The organism is Bacillus sp. AFS037270 (genome assembly GCF_002585305.1).
The window spans coordinates 1-18039 of the sequence record NZ_NUNF01000020.1; the positions used below are offsets into that span (position 1 = coordinate 1).

General features: G+C 36.9%; 15 protein-coding genes and 2 pseudogenes. 13 read left to right on the forward strand and 4 right to left on the reverse strand.

Annotation, left to right across the window (positions count from 1 at the left end; all coding sequences use genetic code 11):
• The first annotated feature begins 940 nt into the window (after positions 1–940).
• Positions 941–2095 (forward strand): ParM/StbA family protein, encoded by a 1155-nt coding sequence (locus COD92_RS10430; RefSeq protein WP_098531898.1) that lies wholly within the window; start codon positions 941–943, stop codon positions 2093–2095.
• Positions 2096–2111: 16 nt separating this feature from the next.
• Positions 2112–2828 carry a hypothetical protein gene (locus COD92_RS10435; RefSeq protein WP_098531899.1) on the forward strand — a complete coding sequence of 239 codons (717 nt, stop codon included), beginning with the start codon at positions 2112–2114 and terminating at the stop codon, positions 2826–2828.
• A 255-nt stretch (positions 2829–3083) separates the two neighbouring features.
• Here COD92_RS10435 and COD92_RS10440 read toward each other — a convergent pair whose 3' ends face one another.
• Positions 3084–4496, reverse strand: coding sequence for a PQQ-dependent sugar dehydrogenase (locus tag COD92_RS10440; protein WP_098531900.1), 1413 nt, complete (start codon positions 4494–4496; stop codon positions 3084–3086).
• A 446-nt stretch (positions 4497–4942) separates the two neighbouring features.
• Between COD92_RS10440 and COD92_RS10445 the strand changes: the two genes are divergently transcribed.
• The 10 genes from COD92_RS10445 to COD92_RS10485 all read left to right on the forward strand — a co-directional run bounded on the left by COD92_RS10445 (position 4943) and on the right by COD92_RS10485 (position 12997).
• Positions 4943–5491 (forward strand): DUF2179 domain-containing protein, encoded by a 549-nt coding sequence (locus COD92_RS10445; RefSeq protein ID WP_098531901.1) that lies wholly within the window; start codon positions 4943–4945, stop codon positions 5489–5491.
• A gap of 32 nt (positions 5492–5523) precedes the next feature.
• Positions 5524–6150, forward strand: coding sequence for a DUF2238 domain-containing protein (locus COD92_RS10450; RefSeq protein ID WP_480254093.1), 627 nt, complete (start codon positions 5524–5526; stop codon positions 6148–6150).
• 778 nt (positions 6151–6928) lie between these two features.
• On the forward strand, positions 6929–7315 hold the full coding sequence (locus COD92_RS10455; protein WP_098531902.1) for an STAS domain-containing protein: 387 nt from the start codon (positions 6929–6931) through the stop codon (positions 7313–7315).
• Positions 7294–7710 carry an anti-sigma regulatory factor gene (locus COD92_RS10460; protein WP_098531903.1) on the forward strand — a complete coding sequence of 139 codons (417 nt, stop codon included), beginning with the start codon at positions 7294–7296 and terminating at the stop codon, positions 7708–7710. The genes COD92_RS10455 and COD92_RS10460 overlap by 22 nt, the downstream gene beginning before the upstream one ends.
• A gap of 3 nt (positions 7711–7713) precedes the next feature.
• Positions 7714–8718 carry a PP2C family protein-serine/threonine phosphatase gene (locus COD92_RS10465; RefSeq protein WP_098531904.1) on the forward strand — a complete coding sequence of 335 codons (1005 nt, stop codon included), beginning with the start codon at positions 7714–7716 and terminating at the stop codon, positions 8716–8718.
• Between the two features lie 144 nt (positions 8719–8862).
• The gene (locus tag COD92_RS10470) at positions 8863–9462 is read left to right on the forward strand and encodes a PP2C family serine/threonine-protein phosphatase (protein ID WP_098531905.1); all 600 of its coding nucleotides are present in this window, start codon (positions 8863–8865) and stop codon (positions 9460–9462) included.
• A 90-nt stretch (positions 9463–9552) separates the two neighbouring features.
• Positions 9553–10374 (forward strand): STAS domain-containing protein, encoded by an 822-nt coding sequence (locus tag COD92_RS10475; protein WP_098531906.1) that lies wholly within the window; start codon positions 9553–9555, stop codon positions 10372–10374.
• 225 nt (positions 10375–10599) lie between these two features.
• Positions 10600–10776: a hypothetical protein gene (locus COD92_RS31905; protein WP_176541309.1), complete on the forward strand. Its 177-nt coding sequence runs from the start codon at positions 10600–10602 to the stop codon at positions 10774–10776.
• Between the two features lie 358 nt (positions 10777–11134).
• A complete protein-coding gene (locus COD92_RS10480; RefSeq protein ID WP_098531907.1) occupies positions 11135–11962 on the forward strand; it encodes an electron transfer flavoprotein subunit beta/FixA family protein in 828 nt (275 codons plus the stop codon).
• Positions 11963–12997 (forward strand): electron transfer flavoprotein subunit alpha/FixB family protein, encoded by a 1035-nt coding sequence (locus COD92_RS10485; protein ID WP_098531908.1) that lies wholly within the window; start codon positions 11963–11965, stop codon positions 12995–12997.
• A gap of 914 nt (positions 12998–13911) precedes the next feature.
• Here COD92_RS10485 and COD92_RS31550 read toward each other — a convergent pair.
• The 3 genes and pseudogenes from COD92_RS31550 to COD92_RS10495 all read right to left on the reverse strand — a co-directional run bounded on the left by COD92_RS31550 (position 13912) and on the right by COD92_RS10495 (position 17764).
• Complete coding sequence (locus COD92_RS31550; RefSeq protein WP_141561091.1) at positions 13912–14058, reverse strand: BH0509 family protein; 147 nt, start codon at positions 14056–14058, stop codon at positions 13912–13914.
• Positions 14059–14229: 171 nt separating this feature from the next.
• Positions 14230–16236: a catalase gene (locus tag COD92_RS10490; protein WP_098531909.1), complete on the reverse strand. Its 2007-nt coding sequence runs from the start codon at positions 16234–16236 to the stop codon at positions 14230–14232.
• A 493-nt stretch (positions 16237–16729) separates the two neighbouring features.
• A pseudogene (locus COD92_RS10495) lies at positions 16730–17764 on the reverse strand (LLM class flavin-dependent oxidoreductase).
• Between the two features lie 135 nt (positions 17765–17899).
• Here COD92_RS10495 and COD92_RS32770 point away from each other — a divergent pair.
• Positions 17900–18037 (forward strand): annotated as a pseudogene (locus tag COD92_RS32770) (electron transfer flavoprotein subunit beta); the annotation flags it as partial.
• Positions 18038–18039: the final 2 nt, after the last annotated feature.

Consider the following 18039-nt stretch of genomic DNA (forward strand, 5'->3'; position numbering starts at 1 on the left):
CTTTATGGGTTACAGTTCAAGTCTGGGAGTTCTCTTTTTAATCCTCTTTCCACCAAGAGCAAATTACTCTGCTGATAGTTGCATTATAAAAGCCCTGAAAATCCTTGTTTTATGCGGATTCAGCACACGCCAAGTTCGTTCCATTTCCGTGCTTGTGCGAACTTGAAATTATAATTCATTTTATTACATTTGATGAAATGGCTTAATATCAAGGGTTTGATAGTCTTTTTTATAATTCATTTTATGCCGTTTAAGGCAAAATTAATCAAGTTCGAAATGGAAGGTTCTATTAGGTAACAAAGAAAAAACTTTTTACTACATCAACAGGGTTAAATCTTAACATGTTATTGTGGGTCTTGGTTTCCGCTTTACGGCTGATTGGATAATATTTTTAATGGTAAGAAGTAAATATTTATCCTAAAATGGAGACTGTAGAGGTTGAGGGAAAACGGTCTAAAAAACTATTAAGAGACTGCCGAGACCCCTTGATATTACTGAGGAATTTGAAGCTGTTTTGACCACTGGTCCCATAGACAGTCTTCAAAACTGCTTGAGACCTGCGTGCCAGGTCTGGTGGGTTCGATTCCCACGCAGTCCCGCCAAATAAAAATTAAATCAATTACATAACTTCCCACCTCAACAGCTTTTTATCTCGTTTTTAAGATTTAACTGTGTAAAACCGAGATATGAAACTGTGTGTGTTCAGAGCCTTCAAATTATATATTTGGAGGTTTTTTGTGTGCGCAGAAGTGTGAAGAAATAAGAAGAGTTGTAACAACGTGAAAGGTATCTGAAGGCTTTACAATATGTGAGATTGCTTTTGAATAATAATGTTGCATATTAAATTATCGTAATCTAAAAAAATATCAACATATTTAGACAAATACAAGAGAAGAATATATACTTATTATAAGGAAAAAACATGAAAAGAGGAGAAAAAATGGATATAAAACGTCAGAATGTCGATTTTGGTAATTCTATCTTTCAAACCCTTGTGGATGGTTATTATTTTGAGATTCCTACAAATGTAGTAGAAATAACGAAGGAAAAAGCAGACGGTCACTTTCCGTCTACTTTTAATGACTCCCAATTCCTTCTTCAAAATATGCTCATTCAAACTACAATAGACGGTGTAGAGAAATATTATCTAGTGGGCGATTCAGCAGAAAAACAGGTGTTAGGAAACATTCATATCAACAAGCTTCATGATAAAACACAATCTGAGATTCCCTATGTGATGTTCCTGGCATCAGTTGCCTATTACAATGTATTAAAAGGAAACAGCAAAGAAGATAACCGAGTGAACATTAATTATTTTTCAACCATGCTTCCAATTTGGTTACTTAAGAAAACGAATAAGTTCAGTGATATGCAAAATAAAATGGCTAGCAGATTCGAAGGGGAGCACCAAGTAGCGATTTTAACTCCCGGATTAGAAAGAGTTGTAACCATTCACGTCGAAACAAGCAAATGCCGGATTGAAAGCGAAGTTGCTCGCTGGGCAATAAAAAAAGATTTTGATTTGCAGGACCGTGAGGAAGCAAATTCATTTAAAAACTATGAAACCCTAATTGTTGATTTAGGGGGAGGGACCGTTGATCTTGCCTTGCTCCAAGCAGGACTTCAAGCTCCTAAGAGCAGGGATTCATTGAACTGCTTCACTGACATTTCGTACTTAAAACACATCGAAAAACTGAGAAATGAAAAGTTATTAGAGTACTTTGATGATGTTCGCTCACTAGAAGAATTCATTATCAATAACATAGAGAAAACAAAAATGGAGCAACGGGATGGCAATAGCGGTAAAAAAGTTGATCTTACAGAGCAAATCCATGAGTCGTTAAGGGAGTATACGCAAATTTTATTAACGAAAATTGAAACCACATTCCCATCACCTAAAGATAAGGTCTATAAATATGTTTATATAGGTGGAATTGCCGGAATCCTTAAACGATTCATTGAAGAATCGATTGATACAAGGTATGGCGTCGAAATAAGAGAGCAAAATCATCTATTCCTACCTGATGCAAGAAAGTTAAATTTATATGGTCTAGAAATTTTAAGCAGGCATGAAACAAACGCAGTTTTCGCATAAGAAGGGAGAAGAACGTATGAGCAACAAAGATCATCTTCTGGGTGATAAGTCCGCTTTCGGATTAAACAGTATGTATTCAGATCTGGGTCAACAAATGTTTGCGCCATTTTACGCTCTATCAAACTTTTTTTTAACTGCTTCTAATCTACAAACGGATGTGTTCAAATTAATGAATTTGGAATCTGGACGTAAAAACGAACGTGTAAGGTTGACTTTAAATACATCGAAAATCTCTCCAAAGGTGTATGCATTTCTTGAGCAAAAAGCACAGGCAAATGAGCTGGAGGATTATATTACGAAGCTTGTCGAGCAGGATTTGGATAAATCAGAAAAAGAAGAAACAATTACCTTAATAGATACACTTCGTGAAGAGTTTTTAGGTAAGATCAATTTACTTAAACAAGAATTTGCCTCTGGTCTCGCAGCTGATCCTATTGGGAGGGGGTCCCTCCAAGCAAACGAGATACGGGATTTTATCACGAAACTCGGTGAGAAAAAATTGGATAAGGATCAATTTCAAACGTTATTAAAGTCCTTTCGCAGCGAGCTATTAAGTGAGATTAATCTACTTAAAAATGAACTTACTTCTCGTCCTGTTGATCCTGCTAATTCAAATAACACAAAGCCTGCTATGGAACACACTAAAGAAGTGAACGATTTGAAAGAAGGGCAATTACTTAAAAGTGATCAAGTTACAGGGACTATTAAAGAAGTTATAGATATCGATTTTTAAAATATGAAGTAGCAGAATGATGTTCTGTTACTTTTTTTTTTCGTTATCCTTTTGTTCCAATTTTCTTAGACCTCTCACGTAATTTTTGTTATTGGAAGAGAATTACAAATATTCGGGGCGAAATCAAGGTGTTTAGCTGTTAAATTCCCGAGAAAATAATCAAACGAGGGAGTATGATTATTTTCTTGTTTGTTTAATATTTCGATTCAATAAAATCCAAGAAAGAGGTTTATTGGATTAAGTCGAATATATGAATCATGGAACAATCTCAAAAACAGTACCCTGGTTAAAATCAGTCACTTTCATAGAGCCATAAACCCCTAAATATAGTCTGGTTTGATCCTGATTCGTTCCCAAATTAACATAATAAGCTGATTGAGCTCCAAAATTATAATCCGTTTCAATCACACTAAAATCATTTAGGTTACCATCGGCTCTAACCCTGGTATAAGCTAAAACTCCTCTAACTGGAGGTCGAGCTTCTTCAACACGGGCAAGGTCGGTAAACACAACACTTCCGGTTAAATCGGGGATTCCATTCCCCATAAAGGCTTGCACTCCTGTAAGTGCTGTTCCTGCAAACTTATCGGGGCGGGGATCTTTATGAAAATAACTAGTTAGAGGCTGAAGACGCCTCACAGAAGTGTTTACAGCTTCATTGTAATAAGCAATTGTTTTCTCATCCAAAGTCGGATTTGCAGAACAGCCCCTTATTATCGACGTAGGAAAAGCCCCTTCCCACCCTCGCCAGCCAAAGTTAATAAAGCCTTCTTTGTCAGGTTCAGTGTTTCTTAAGGAAGCTTGAACAAGTTGGGTAACCGGTATTGGTTTATAATGAACGAATGAAAAAATCGACTCTACTAAATCCTGTCCGACATTTCCTACATATTTGATATATTGATTATAAAACTTTTGAAATGAAATGCCTGGTATGTTGCGAACCCCTTTAGCTATGACCGTAAGCGTTTCCTGAGTAGTTGCAGGCAGTTCATTAAAACGTGTGACTACAGGTGGATTATTGATTGTATTCTTACCTACGTCAATTTCAATGATTTTACCGGCAATTTCCAAATTATCCTGGCTTAAATTAAATGGATCATAGCCTGATCCACCATCTCCGGTTGTTAAAACAAGTTTTCCTGTTTCAGGTGAAAAGTTTAAGCTATTGACACCATTATGATTTAAAAAGGGTCTTCTTAAGTTGAGTAATGTACGTCTTTTTTGAGGTTGACCATTCGATTGTAAACTCCATTCTTCCACTGTATCAATATGATCAAATTGAGTTTCTCTATTTATCCACTTTCGGTTTAAGGTTTTGGGATCACATGGGTTAGGACTAAAATTTTCAGAAAGAGCCCCTGGACCTTGTGTTCCAGCTACTGAATAATGAAGATAAAACAGACCATTATAATAAAATTCGGGATGAAACGCTAACCCTAGCAATCCCCGTTCATCATATCCACCACTAGAACCGCCTAGTTTTATGATTTGCGGGCGAATATCTAAAAAAGTTCTTATAACTCCGTCTCCTATGTAAAAAATCTCTCCTACCTGGGTTGCAATAAATAATCTTTCAATTGAGTCACCCGGAAGTATTGTTGTTTTCACAACAGTGGGTAAATTTATCCTACTAACAATGGGCCGTAAACCAACCTTAACTTTTATCACCTAACTTTCCACTCCTTCGTATAGTTTTCTTTTATAAGGATATGATTAGAACGGTTTCATTAGTACCCAAGTAGGGCTGGGGAATCTGATAAGGAAATAGCACCATTTTCCACACCAGCGTCTGAGTACAAAGATTCTCTATACTGCGGAAAGATCTTCAAGCACGTCCCAACTAACGCCCTGGATGATAACTTCAAAAGAACTTAGAAAATATATAAAAGAAAATCAAAAGCACAGTAGTTGTGGTTGTTTTTAGCTGGATTAATAAATCAATTAACCATTGCTCTAGATAAGGTTTTAGATTCAAAGCTTTTTAACCCCTTTAAGGGGTAAAAAGTTGGAATTTTATAATAGATAATGTCTCTTACTTTTTTACATGATAAAATAAATGAGCTGATCATGAAACATGACTACATAAATGATAAATCAACGGAGAGGAGTTACTAATGCTAATGAATATTATTTTAATTTTTGCTCTTCAATTACTGTATGTCCCTATCTTGACACTTCGGACTATTTTTTTAGTGAAGAATATGAGTGTTGCAGCTTCATCATTTGGAATACTGGAGGCCCTAATTTATGTATTCGGTCTTTCCTTAGTTTTTTCGGGTCACCAAAGCATTGCTGAAATGGTCGTTTATGCTGTAGGTTTTGGAGTAGGATTATATATTGGTACACGTATAGAAAATAAGTTAGCCATTGGCTACACTTGTTTAGTTGTGAATTTAATGGAAATGAATGAAGAACTGATTGCTTTATTAAGAAATAAAGGATTCGGAGTTACCGTCTTTGAAGGAATGGGGCGTGATAGTAAAAGATTTCAATTAGAAATACTGACAAAACGAAACCGCGAAAATGAAGTGATGGATTTAATCGAAGAATATGAGCCAAAAGCATTTATCATCTCTTATGAACCGCGTAAATTTAAAGGAGGATACCTCATTAAAGCGATGAAAAAGCATTTGAAAAAAGGTAACACTGTTAAACAAATGTAAGAGAAGTATAATTTTCCACATGGTAAAAGGTGGTGATTTTACTGATCAAGGAGCAACATTACCTGATTGCTTTCTTACTCTTGTTCTCTACTGTGCTCGTTTGGTCTGCCATCAATCCACATGATCAGTTTACATGGTGGCTCGAGGTGATCCCGGCTTTAATAGGAGTATTAATTTTGTTTTTTACCTACAGGTTGTTTCGCTTTACGATTCTTGTTTATTTTTTGGTTCTTATACACTCTGCCATATTATTCATTGGTGGGCACTATACTTACGCTGAAATGCCACTGTTCAATTGGCTAATGGATATTTGGGGCTTAGAGCGAAATTATTATGATAGGCTTGGTCATTTTGCACAAGGCTTTATCCCTGCCATCATAATTCGAGAACTTCTGATTAGGACTTCTCCTTTAAAGGGTTCCAAATGGCTTCCCGTATCAGTGGTATGTATGTGTTTAGCGATCAGCGCAGCATATGAGTTAGTTGAATTTTTGGTTGCTCTCCTAACGGGAGAAGCAGCTGAAGCTTTCCTTGGGACTCAGGGAGATATATGGGATACGCAATGGGACATGCTGATTGCCCTTATTGGTTCCATCATTTCATACATTTCTCTTAGTAAAATTCACTCTCAGCAACTAAACCGTTTAATTAATAATTAAATGAGGAAAACAAAAGAGGTCTTCAAAATTACTTGATACCTGCACAACATGTCTGTTGGGTCCGATTTCCACGCAGTCACTACAAAGAAATTCAATTTTATCCAACGGTTTGAACAATTTTTGAAAACTGTGATTTAACGGTTATTTAAAACCTTTAAACTGCGAAAAAGTAATGACAGCTTTTTGTTTAACTTTTAAAAATGCGGGTATATAATAATTAGCTACTTTCCCCCGTATCCTTATTTTGCTATTAACTTTGACTATCTTAATTGATAGTCCTTTTTTTTGATTACTTTTAGTACCGTTAACCTTGCCTTTGTCGTTCTAGGATAGATTCTCTTTCAGATTTAATATGATGTAAATAGCCTATATAATAATCATATAATACGGTGTACTTTAAATAGATTAAACACATATCTTTTATTATTTTTCTAAAACTAGCGCTTCCTAGAGCCACCGCTTTTCTTAATATTTGTGTTATTGGTATAATACTAAAAAGCGTAATTATCAAAGTAAAGGAGGATTAATATGGGGGAGTACTATATTCTTGAATATATCCCCCAAAATAGGTAGTAGCTGTTCGATGAGTAATTAGATAAACTAAACAGTTTACATAAGAAAAATGTATCAAATATCGGACAAAGGTATATCAATATTTGTAATGAATATATAAATCTATCAATTTATGAAGTAATAAATTTCAAGCTACTGTAGTCTAAGGGGATTATGGCTGTATTAGAAATGACAAATCGAAAGATTGTAACAATGGAGGAATAGAATGAATACAAGAATACCAATTCTAAAATTATATGATTGTCTGTTTGTTTCTATTCAGTGGGAGCTGGATGATAAAACCGCAATAGAATTTCAAGAATCATTGCTTCAAAGAATACATGAAACCGGTGCTAGCGGTGTTGTTATTGATTTAACGTCTGTAGATATGATTGATTCATTTATTGCTAAGGTGCTAGGTGATGTTATTAGTATGGCCAAATTGATGGGTGTAAAAGTTGTTATAACTGGCATTCAACCAGCTGTAGCGATTACTCTAGTTGAACTTGGAATCCACCTCCAAGATGTCCATACAGCATTAGATTTAGAAAAGGGGTTAGAAATATTACAAGGGAGTTGGGGGATTAAAGCATGGAAAACGAATCCTCTGTAAAAATATTATCAGAATGGGATATCGTTGCAGCTAGGCAACTAGGAAGAAACATTGCCAAAGAGCTAGGATTTGGAATAGTTGATCAGGCAAGAATTACCACTGCCATTTCTGAGTTGGCACGTAATATTTATTTATATGCAGGTAAGGGAGAAATTCATTTTGATCCTGTCAATAATTTTGAAAAAAAAGGTTTAAAAGTAATTGCTGTTGATCACGGCCCAGGAATTCCAGATATTAGGAGAGCGATGGAAGATGGGTTTTCAACATCTAATGGTTTAGGGGCAGGATTACCAGGAGTCAGACGTTTAATGGATGAATTCGATCTGATCTCATCACTTGGGGAAGGGACAACCATTCGGGTAGTAAAATGGCTTCGAGAAAGGAAGTTTGGTTAGAAGATGGATTTTAAACTGATTTTAGAATCAAGTTATCGGGAAATACTTCGTAGATATATAGAAGAATCTTCCGAAACTGCACTGTATCAAGGACAAATGTTTAGCAGGAAATCCATTGAACAGCAAGTACCCCCTGAAGAAATTATTAGTATTCATTGTAAAGTCTTAAAGGATCTATTTCCAGATATTAGTGATGAAATTTTAGCTTCGTTTGATTTCCTCATTGAATTTATGATGAACTATGGCTTAGCCTATCAAGAACATCAAAGCTTACGGGACAAGCAATTTGAAATTAAATCTGAAATTGAAATCGCCGCCAGCATACAAGAAAACTTATTGGAAACGCCAATTCCGAAGCTAGATGGAGTAGATATTGGTGCCATAAGTATACCGGCAAAGAAAATGAATGGAGACTTTTATCGCTTTGTTGAGGATGAAAAAAATATTAGTATTGCCATTGCCGATGTAATTGGCAAAGGAATACCTGCTGCACTTTGTATGTCTATGATAAAGTATGCAATGGATAGTTTACCAAAGTCCCGAAATAATCCCAAGGATGTGTTAACAAATTTAAATAGAGTAGTAGAAAATAATGTTGATTCAAGTATGTTTATTACTATGTTTTACGGAATATATGATGTCATTAAGCATTCATTTACTTATGCTGCTGCAGGGCATGAACAAGGGTTCTATTATCACGCCTCTTCTCAGTCCTTTGCGGACCTGGAAACAAGAGGTATGGTGTTAGGTGTAGAACAGAATATTACATATGAGCAATATGAAAAACAGGTTAAACCCGGAGATATGATCGTTTTGCTATCTGACGGTGTGACTGAATCAAGGACGGAAAATGGATTTATCGAACGTTCGGTAATTACCGATTTAATTCAAACCTTTATGCATTTATCCGCACAAGAAATGGTGGAAAACATTTATCGTCATATTGAAAGACTTCAGAATTTTGAGTTAAGGGATGATTTTACGCTAATCATTATAAAAAGAGTTTAAAACTTTCTTAATGGGGTAGTTTTTATTAAGACTTTTGAGTGTAACGTATGCCCAGGTATATAGATAATAGCTAGTATTTAAAGATAACTAAAAAAGAAACCAAAAATTTATGAAAGGCACTTGGTAAAGATGCAGGGTAAAAGAATGCTTGAACTTGACTTTAACCAACATATTCAGGCAATAGCCTATCAGGTTCCAAAGGAAGGTAATGTATTTAACGGGGATAGCTTTTATATGAAAGTAAATGACGATTACTTTATTTGTGCGGTTGCCGATGGTTTAGGGAGTGGGGAGCATGCCTATCATTCGTCAAACGCGATTCGTCAAGAGGTGAAAAATAACCATGATAAAGAGGTAGAGGTATTAATCGATAGTTGCAATCGGGTCCTCAAGAATAAAAGGGGTGCAACGATATCAATTTTAAAGGTACATTTTTTACAAAAGACATTCACCTATAGTTCGGTGGGAAACATTCAATTTGTTCTTTCTTGCCCCTCTGGTCGGTTTATCTATCCACTACCTGTCCTAGGATATTTATCTGGAAAGCCTCAAAAATACCGATGCGAAACATTTTCTTATGAAAAGGGGTCAAAATTTATTCTTCATACGGACGGTATTGCGATTCCCAGTATTAAGTCATTAGTAAGTTCCTCCTGTTCGATTGAAGAAATCTCTAACCATTTGGAGATCTATTCGAAAACAGGAAAAGACGACCTGACGTATATCGTAGGTCAACTTTTTTAACAAAATATGTTTATTTATTTTATTTAACGGGTATTTACATGTTGATACCTCTGTGAAGTGTAAAAGAGACTTACCTTAGGAGGAGCAAAATTGGAAAAGTTCTATAATACTGAAAATATTTCAGAATATATCAACAATCATAAGGATGAATTTCAGGAGAAACTATTATCTGAGGCTGTCAATGTTGCCTCTAATATTGAAGGAATTTTAAAAGAGGGTAATATTGATTTATTGAAAAATGCTCAAAAGCTAGTTCTTTATGTTATAGAAAATAGAAAAGATGATCTTATTGCTTTTGCTAATGAAGAAGGAATTGCATGGGCGAAACATTCGCTAACTCTTGCGTTCAAATTAGAATGGGTACATGCAATAAGACGTTCAATATGGTATTTTATCAAGCTTTATGATCGAATAAATGAGAATATTAATTTTGTTGAAAATTTTTTCGAATTGGAAGAGAGGGTTAATGATGGAATTGATGAGTTTCTAAACTCGTTTTTCATTAGCTATTCCCATTATAAAGATGAATTAATCCTTTCCCAAAGGAAATTAGTCGAACATCTTTCTGTACCGATCATACCAGTTAGCCAAACGGTAGCTGTATTGCCATTGATTGGTACGTTTGATTCTTATCGAATGGAAATTATTGAAGAAAAAGTATTAACAGATATAGCAAAATTCAGGCTTCTAACATTAATTATCGACTTATCAGGAATATCCGATATGGACGAAGTAACCATTGCTCATTTTCAAAAAGTGTTGATTGGTATCACGTTGATGGGAGCTAAATCAGTTATAACCGGATTACGCCCAGAACTTGTTAGGAAAATGGTACATTTAGGAATTGATCTTACTAGTTATACTGAAACAAAAGCTACCTTACAGCAAACATTAAATAATTATCTTGGTTAATATATACATATTTCTAACTGTTAGCGTTAAATAAGAAATTTTTTTACCGGTTTGGATCACAAGGACCAATCCCCCTCCTGTCCGAAGTGGGAGGGATTCTTTAACCTCCTGATATCGGCTGCAATAACTTGCGGCCCTTGATAAATGAGAAGAAGCGCTCATAATTATGGGTGCTTTTTTGTTATTTGGACACACTATGGAAAAGAGGATTAGGTGGGATGTAAATTGTCCAATTGGATCTATTTACACATCATTAACACGAGCTGGTTTATATTATTTGGTATTTCGATGCCTGGTCTATTTGGGTTATTTATTATTTACAAACTTTATATGCTTTCTAAAGAGCAAGGTAATCAAAGTAATCAAGACAATCAAGGGAATCAAGGGAATCAAAGTAATTAAGACGACGGTGCAGTACCAGAGCAATAGTATATTTCTTAAAACAGAGATTGAATTAGTTAGTCTCTGTTTTTTTAGTATCTTGTGTTTATCATCAATATAATCATCTCTTTTTTTATGAAGTGACTTATTTTGCTGCTATCTTTTGACTATCATTTGGATAGTCTTTTTTTGTTTCTAACGTGCCGCTTTTTCTCAGTTGGATTATCATTTGCAACATTTGCATAGATATTTGTCAGAAAATTCGCATGTAAGGACATCTTCTTTAATAAAGTAAATGTAAACGGGCGTAAAAAGGCTTTCAGCCGGAAAGTTTTAAATAAAGGAACCATGTTCTTTTTAATTATTAGGGAGGGGTTAAATGCTGCATATTGTAGCCTGTATCAAACAAGTACCTGACACCAAAATTATCAAGATGAACCCGAAAACAAACACGATGGATCGCAGGACGGCGCCTGCAATATTGAACCCGTATGATGCCCATGCTGTTGAAGAGGCGGTTCGTCTAAAGAATAGGTATGGGGGAATCGTATCTGTTGTAACAATGGGGCCGCCTCCAGCGGTTACCGCAATTAAAAAGTGTATTGAAATAGGCGCCGATGAGGGATATTTAATCACGGACCGGCGGTTTGCGGGAGCGGATACATTGGCAACGAGCTATGCCGTGACAAAGGCGATTGAAAAAATAGCAAAACAACAGCCCGTAGATTTGATCATTTGCGGAAAAATGTCCATTGATGGAGATACCGGGCAAGTCGGACCCGGAATTGCACGAAGGCTGGATATTCCACCGCTGACTTCTGTGAACAAAGTAGCGGAAATTAATCAAGAAGAAGGATATGCCATTGTTCATCGCAAGTTGGAGGACGGATATGAAGTCGTAAGGTCCACATTGCCGTGTTTGTTTTCCGTTGAAAAAACAATCAATGAAGTGCCGTATTCTCCGTTTCCAAACATGATAAAAGCTGCCAGATATAAACCTCATATCTGGTCTGTTGATGACCTGGAAGAGGTTGATGTGAAGCAGCTTGGTTTGAAGGGATCTCCAACGATTGTCTCCAAAGTTTGGGCTCCACAAAAGCCGGCAGGGGGAACGTTCCTTGAAGGAAACCCAATGGCACAAGTAGATCAGTTGGTCTCTGTCCTGATTGATAAGAAAGAATTGTTTGAATCAAAGGAGGAAATGTAATTGGATTTCCGAGATTATAAAGGTGTTTGGGTGTTCATTGAACAAAAAGATGGAGTGGTTGCTTCCGTATCCCTTGAACTATTGGGTGCAGGCAGAAAGTTGGCAGACAAACGGGGAGTGGAATTGGCCGGTATTCTAATCGGAGAAAATGTTAAACATTTAACGAATACCGTTTTTGAATACGGAGCAGATACAGTGTATGTATATGATCAACCCATCTTTCAACATTACAGGACTGAGCCCTACATGAAGGCGCTGCTGGAATGTACGGATAAATATAAACCAGAAATTATCCTCTACGGGGCCACCTCAACAGGAAAAGACCTGGCAAGTGCGGTTGCCACCGATATGCCGACAGGTTTAACGGCGGATACGACGGAGCTGGATGTTGAAGAGGAAACAGGGTTACTATTAGCGAGCAGGCCGGCTTTTGGCGGAAATATTATGGCGACCATTCTATGTAAAAAATATCGGCCCCAAATGGCTACAGTACGTGCCAAAGTCATGAAGGCGCTGACCCCAGAGTCTGGGAGAACTGGCAAGATCATTGAAGAAATAATATCCCTAAAGGAAGAAGATATTCGGACAAAAGTTTTGGAAATTGTAAAGGATACGGTAAAGAAAGTAAGAATCGACGAAGCAGATATCATTGTTGCAGGTGGAAAAGGATTAGGGAGCTTCGAGGGATTTCAGCTAATACACCAATTGGCGGAAACACTTGGGGGAGCGGTTGGTGCAAGCAGGGATGTGGTGGAAGCGGGTTGGATTGAACATGCTCATCAAGTAGGGCAAACCGGTGTGACAGTAACGCCAAAAATTTATTTTGCAATAGGTATTTCGGGTGCAATTCAACATATAGTGGGAATGAAAAATTCCGGTTTAATAATTGCCATTAATAAGGACAAAGAAGCCCCCATTTTTCAGTCCTGTCATTATGGAATTGTTGGCGATGCCTTTGAAATTGTCCCAATTCTAATTGAACAGTTTCAAAAAGCTCTATCCAAAGAGAAGGTAAGCAACACCAGCAAAGGTTGATAAATGATGGCATAGTGGTACCAGCTGGAAATTACCTTAATATGTAAAATTCAGTCTATAATTGAAATCAAAAGAATCCCAGTTTAATAAAATGGGATTCTTTTTTTATGAACAGTCAACCTAACCTAAAAGGAAAAAGCTTATTAATTCAACCTTTTCCTTTTATGCTCCTCATATGCTGTTTCCGATAGTTAAGTGAGCTTAAAAATCGTGGACTAACGGAGAAGTATAATGAGATCAGTTCGTTATGGTCACAGATTGCGCAGAATGTATCTAATGATAGCCATACCTATAAATCGGCAGTAACCGAGCATTTCTATGATAATGCTGGATTTGGCCCGGCAACAGGAGCTTTAGCAAGCACCCATTATATCAATGCAGCCAAAAAATATGGGGAATTAGTCCTTGTAAATATTGACTTTTCAATTGATTTCCGTGCGCAAAGCCCTGATCACTGGTGGGAAGCTTTATTCATATGATTCATTCCTTATGGGGAGGAGTGACAGCTGCAGCATGTTTAAAAGCTTATGAAGAATTACATGATAGTCGATACTTAAAAGCCGCCTTTCGTGCAACTATCGGTATTCTTTACTGCTATGATAAATACAAAAGCTACAGATACGAAACTAACAACTGGGGTAGCAGCTTCAACCTATAGTATAGCAGGACCTCATATCAATAGGCCTGACTCGAAACAGATTCGGCCAGTCGACTTTCTATAAAGATGGGGGCATCTTTACTCGTTTATTTACGAAAGAAAAAGAAGCGGCTGTTTGGGACATGGGCGAAGACCTAGTTGCCTATTTAGATGGATAAATAGGAAAACCCCTGTCAAAAGTTGTAGACCATCCTTCGACAGAGGTTATTGGAACAGCTTCAAGAAGCTGAATTAAAATATTTTAATTTATTACTACTTACATATAATCATACACGGAATCTTCAAAATAGAGCCAATGATAATATTCAATCTGTGAATCTGTCATGACCGCAATTTCTTTCTCACTGAATTTTTGTTTTTCTAATAAATGTTTCACCTTGTAATTTCTTTCGATTTGGCTCATCTTAAATCCTCCTTATATATAGAAGTAGCGAAGTGACTACAATGATAACGCTTTCTTTATTTGATTATATATCTAAAAACAAGATTAAACCAATATAAAATTTAGATAGATTTTTAAGAGTTAATACAAACAATAAGACCCTAAACAATTTAATGTTCAGGGCTTATTGCATTATAACGGACGTTCCCAGAAACGTCCCTGAGCGATTCCCTCTATGAATAGAGGTATATCCGCTTTTGATAAATCATAAACACCAGGTGCTTCTAACTGCACTCTACTTCGTTCTAGTACCTTGTTATCTTTTAAGGCCAGTGCTAAAGGTTTAAAGTGTTTGAAGGTAGTTTCAACAAATTCCAATACAGGCGGCTCGACTTGAGAACTCGTACTAATCAATAGTGCTGCATCAAAAAGACAGGAATCTGCCGTATCAAATGTATCTGTCACTTTTAGGACAGGACTAATCGTAAACACCTTTTTTGCAACAATACTATAATTGATATTAAATTGTGCTAGGGTTCTAATCCAATCGATTAATTTTTCATCATCGGGTTCACCGTTTAATAATATTGCTACGGATTTAGTAGTCGGTTGTCTAACCGTGTTTTCTATACTAAGGGCAGGGGACTTTTTATGTGATTTTACTTCATGATTTTCCTCAGGAAGTTCCGCACCAATATTGTCAGCCACTTCTTCCGCTACTAGCCGATCGATATGATTTAAAAGTGCCACAACGTTATTTTTAACCATATCCGATTTGCATTTCCCAAGCTCGAAGCTTAGTGCTTCTTTCAGATGCTGCTGTTCGATTGGAGTAAGACTGTTATAGAATAACTTCGCTTGAGAGTAGAAATCGAGAAAACTCTTACTTCTGCCTCTAATTTTACGTCCCTCGATTTTTTCCTGATAAGATTCATAGCCTCCTAGTTCAATCGGCGCCGGTTCAGGCTGATTGGCATTTAAACCGTTTCGATGATAGCTTGTTTGCCCTTGATGAATAGTCATTTGATGCATTCCATCCCGTTGATTGTTATGGAATGGACAGACCGGCTGATTAATCGGAATCTGATGGAAATTGGGACCTCCCAGGCGGGAAAGCTGTGTATCTGTATAGGAAAATAATCGTCCTTGTAAAAGAGGGTCGTTTGAAAAATCAATGCCGGGTACTACATGACCGGGATGAAAAGCGACTTGTTCAGTTTCTGCAAAAAAGTTTTGAACATTGCGGTTTAAGGTCATTTTACCAACGATTTTTACAGGTACCTCTTCTTCTGGCCATAATTTTGTTGGATCTAAAATGTCAAAATCAAAGTTGAATTCATCTTTTTCAGGAATGATCTGCAAGCCAAGCTCCCATTCAGGAAAATCTCCTTTTTCAATCGCTTCATACAGATCTTGGCGGTGGAAGTCAGGATTTTTACCTGCAATCCTCTGTGCTTCATCCCAAACTAGTGAATGAACACCAAGTTTTGGCTTCCAGTGGAATTTGACAAAATGTGCTTCACCATCTGCATTGATCAATCGGAACGTGTGCACACCAAATCCCTCCATCATCCGTAAGCTGCGCGGGATGGCACGATCACTCATTGCCCACATAACCATATGGGCTGATTCGTGATTTTGGCCAATGAAATCCCAAAACGTATCGTGAGCGCTCGCCCCTTGTGGAATTTCTGTATGAGGTTCAGGTTTAAGAGCATGTACAAAGTCCGGAAACTTAATCGCATCTTGAATAAAGAAAACAGGCATATTATTACCAACTAAATCAAAGTTGCCTTCATCTGTATAAAATTTGGTCGCAAATCCTCGGACGTCGCGAACGGTATCACTTGACCCTTTAGAGCCCTGTACCGTTGAGAAGCGTACAAAAACTGGTGTCGTTTTGGAGGTATCAGTGAGAAAGTCAGCTTTCGTATATTCAACCAAAGATTCATAGAGTTGAAAGATTCCATGGGCCCCTACTCCACGGGCATGAACCACCCGTTCTGGAATCCGTTCATGGTCAAAATGGGTCATCTTTTCGCGAAAATGAAAATCCTCCATCAATGTCGGTCCTCTTAACCCAGCCTTTAAAGAAAACTCGTCTTCAGACACTTTTAGCCCTTGGTTAGTAGTCAAAGGAGCCTTTTCTTCATTATTAATAGAAAAATTATTTAATTGAACAGCCTTCTTATTTTCCATAGTGATCCTCCTCACGAAAATATGTACACACATAAAAAAGAAAGAGCGGTTAAATGAATTACCCACTCCTTCGGTACCCTTTTTAAAGGTAAGTGAAACGTTTTGAACAAGGCAATTGACAATCTGTTTGGTGAGTTAAGAACCACATAACAGCAGCATTGAAACAGTATATCCTGAAGTAGTAAAAATAAGTCAACAATTAGAAAAGGTGAATTAGTCACTCTTGTTGCTGAAGGGATTGATGAAAAACATGCTTTTCTATCACTAGAAGAATTCCTTCTAAATTATTAGATTAAACCTTGAATATTCTTGATTTAAATAGACAAAATCCCCTTTGGCTATTAAATTGCGGAAGGGGATTTTTATTTTCCAATAGGGATCTATCTACTTAATCGACATGCTGAGAATGCCTCAATTCCTTAGTTCTGTATTTCATAAACACATCGAATTCAATGATAATTTCACAGGAAGAATAAGTATTTTAATAGTAAAATCATTTCCTTGTTTCCTTTCGTATAACAGGCGCAATTTCAGTTGCTAATCGTTCAATGTTCTCAGCAACCTTTTTATAAGGCATACCACCAATATCCATTTGTGCCATAAACCGTTGGTGACCAAACATCTCGTATTGGCGCATGATTTTTTCAATTATCTGCTGTGAGCTGCCAACAAAAAGGGCGGTTTCATTTCCAGAAACCTGTTCAAATTTTGCTCTTGAGAAAGTCTTATTTACCCCATGCTGAAGGTTAAGATGGTGCCAATATGAATGATACAGGTAAAATTCTAATTTTGCCTGTTGATTTGTTTTTGAAATATAAGCGTGTCCTGTAACTGCAACCTTCAAATTTTCTGGAGCATGACCGGATTCAGCAGCTGATTCTCGATATCGGTCAATAAACGGCTTATACAAGCTTGGATCGCCGCCTAGTATCGCTAGTGCCAATCCAGTGCCTAATTTACCCGCTCGTTCTGCACTTTTGAGTGTCCCTCCAACGCCAACCCATATTGGAATCTTCTGTTGAATAGGGCGCGGTGCGATTTCAGCATGCTTTAATGATGGACGATAGCGACCATTCCACGTAACTATTTCCTTCTCATTTAGCTTTAGAAGAAGGTCTATGTGTTCTTGGAATAATTCATCATAATTATTTATATCGTATCCGAAAAGAGGATAGGAGTCTAAAAAAGCTCCCCGCCCTGTAATAATTTCTGCTCGGCCATTTGATATAAGATCTAGTGTTGCAAAATCCTCGAATAAATGAACAGGATCAACGGTATTTAATACGGTCGTAGCACTTGTCAGTTAAATTCGCTTTGTGACTTGTGAAATCGCTGACAAGACGACAGGCGGAGATGACACGGCATAATCTAAACGATGATGTTCTCCTATACCAAATACATCTAGCCCAGATTCATCTGCCATTTTTGCCGCATTAATTATTTCTTCAATTCGCTGCTTTGCACTGATGGTTTTTCCAGTTAGTGGATTTGGGTATAAATCGGCTAATGAATAAACTCCAATCTCCATACTATTTGCAGACTGCAAATTACTCTCCTCCAAATGGTTTAAATTAGCTTTTTGCTTATTTTATTCAGATTTTTTTAAAAAGGAATTATTTAACTCAGAATCTTATTGACTATCAAAAAGTCTTGGTGTTAAATTCAAGTACCGTATTCTCCACTTCCTAACATGCTAAAAGCTGCTAGATATAAGCCTCATATCTGGTCTGTTGATGACCTGGAACAGGTCGATGTGAAACAGCTTGGTTTGAAGGGGTCTCCAACGATTGTCTCCAAGGTATA

What these genes read in the sequence shown, in the direction of transcription:
- COD92_RS10430 (WP_098531898.1), top strand. Translation starts at nt 941, where the DNA reads ATGGATATAAAACGTCAGAATGTCGATTTTGGTAATTCTATCTTTCAA.
- COD92_RS10435 (WP_098531899.1), top strand. Translation starts at nt 2,112, where the DNA reads ATGAGCAACAAAGATCATCTTCTGGGTGATAAGTCCGCTTTCGGATTA.
- COD92_RS10445 (WP_098531901.1), top strand. Translation starts at nt 4,943, where the DNA reads ATGCTAATGAATATTATTTTAATTTTTGCTCTTCAATTACTGTATGTC.
- COD92_RS10455 (WP_098531902.1), top strand. Translation starts at nt 6,929, where the DNA reads ATGAATACAAGAATACCAATTCTAAAATTATATGATTGTCTGTTTGTT.
- COD92_RS10460 (WP_098531903.1), top strand. Translation starts at nt 7,294, where the DNA reads ATGGAAAACGAATCCTCTGTAAAAATATTATCAGAATGGGATATCGTT.
- COD92_RS10465 (WP_098531904.1), top strand. Translation starts at nt 7,714, where the DNA reads ATGGATTTTAAACTGATTTTAGAATCAAGTTATCGGGAAATACTTCGT.
- COD92_RS10470 (WP_098531905.1), top strand. Translation starts at nt 8,863, where the DNA reads ATGCTTGAACTTGACTTTAACCAACATATTCAGGCAATAGCCTATCAG.
- COD92_RS10480 (WP_098531907.1), top strand. Translation starts at nt 11,135, where the DNA reads ATGCTGCATATTGTAGCCTGTATCAAACAAGTACCTGACACCAAAATT.
- COD92_RS31550 (WP_141561091.1), bottom strand. Translation starts at nt 14,058, where the DNA reads ATGAGCCAAATCGAAAGAAATTACAAGGTGAAACATTTATTAGAAAAA.
- COD92_RS10490 (WP_098531909.1), bottom strand. Translation starts at nt 16,236, where the DNA reads ATGGAAAATAAGAAGGCTGTTCAATTAAATAATTTTTCTATTAATAAT.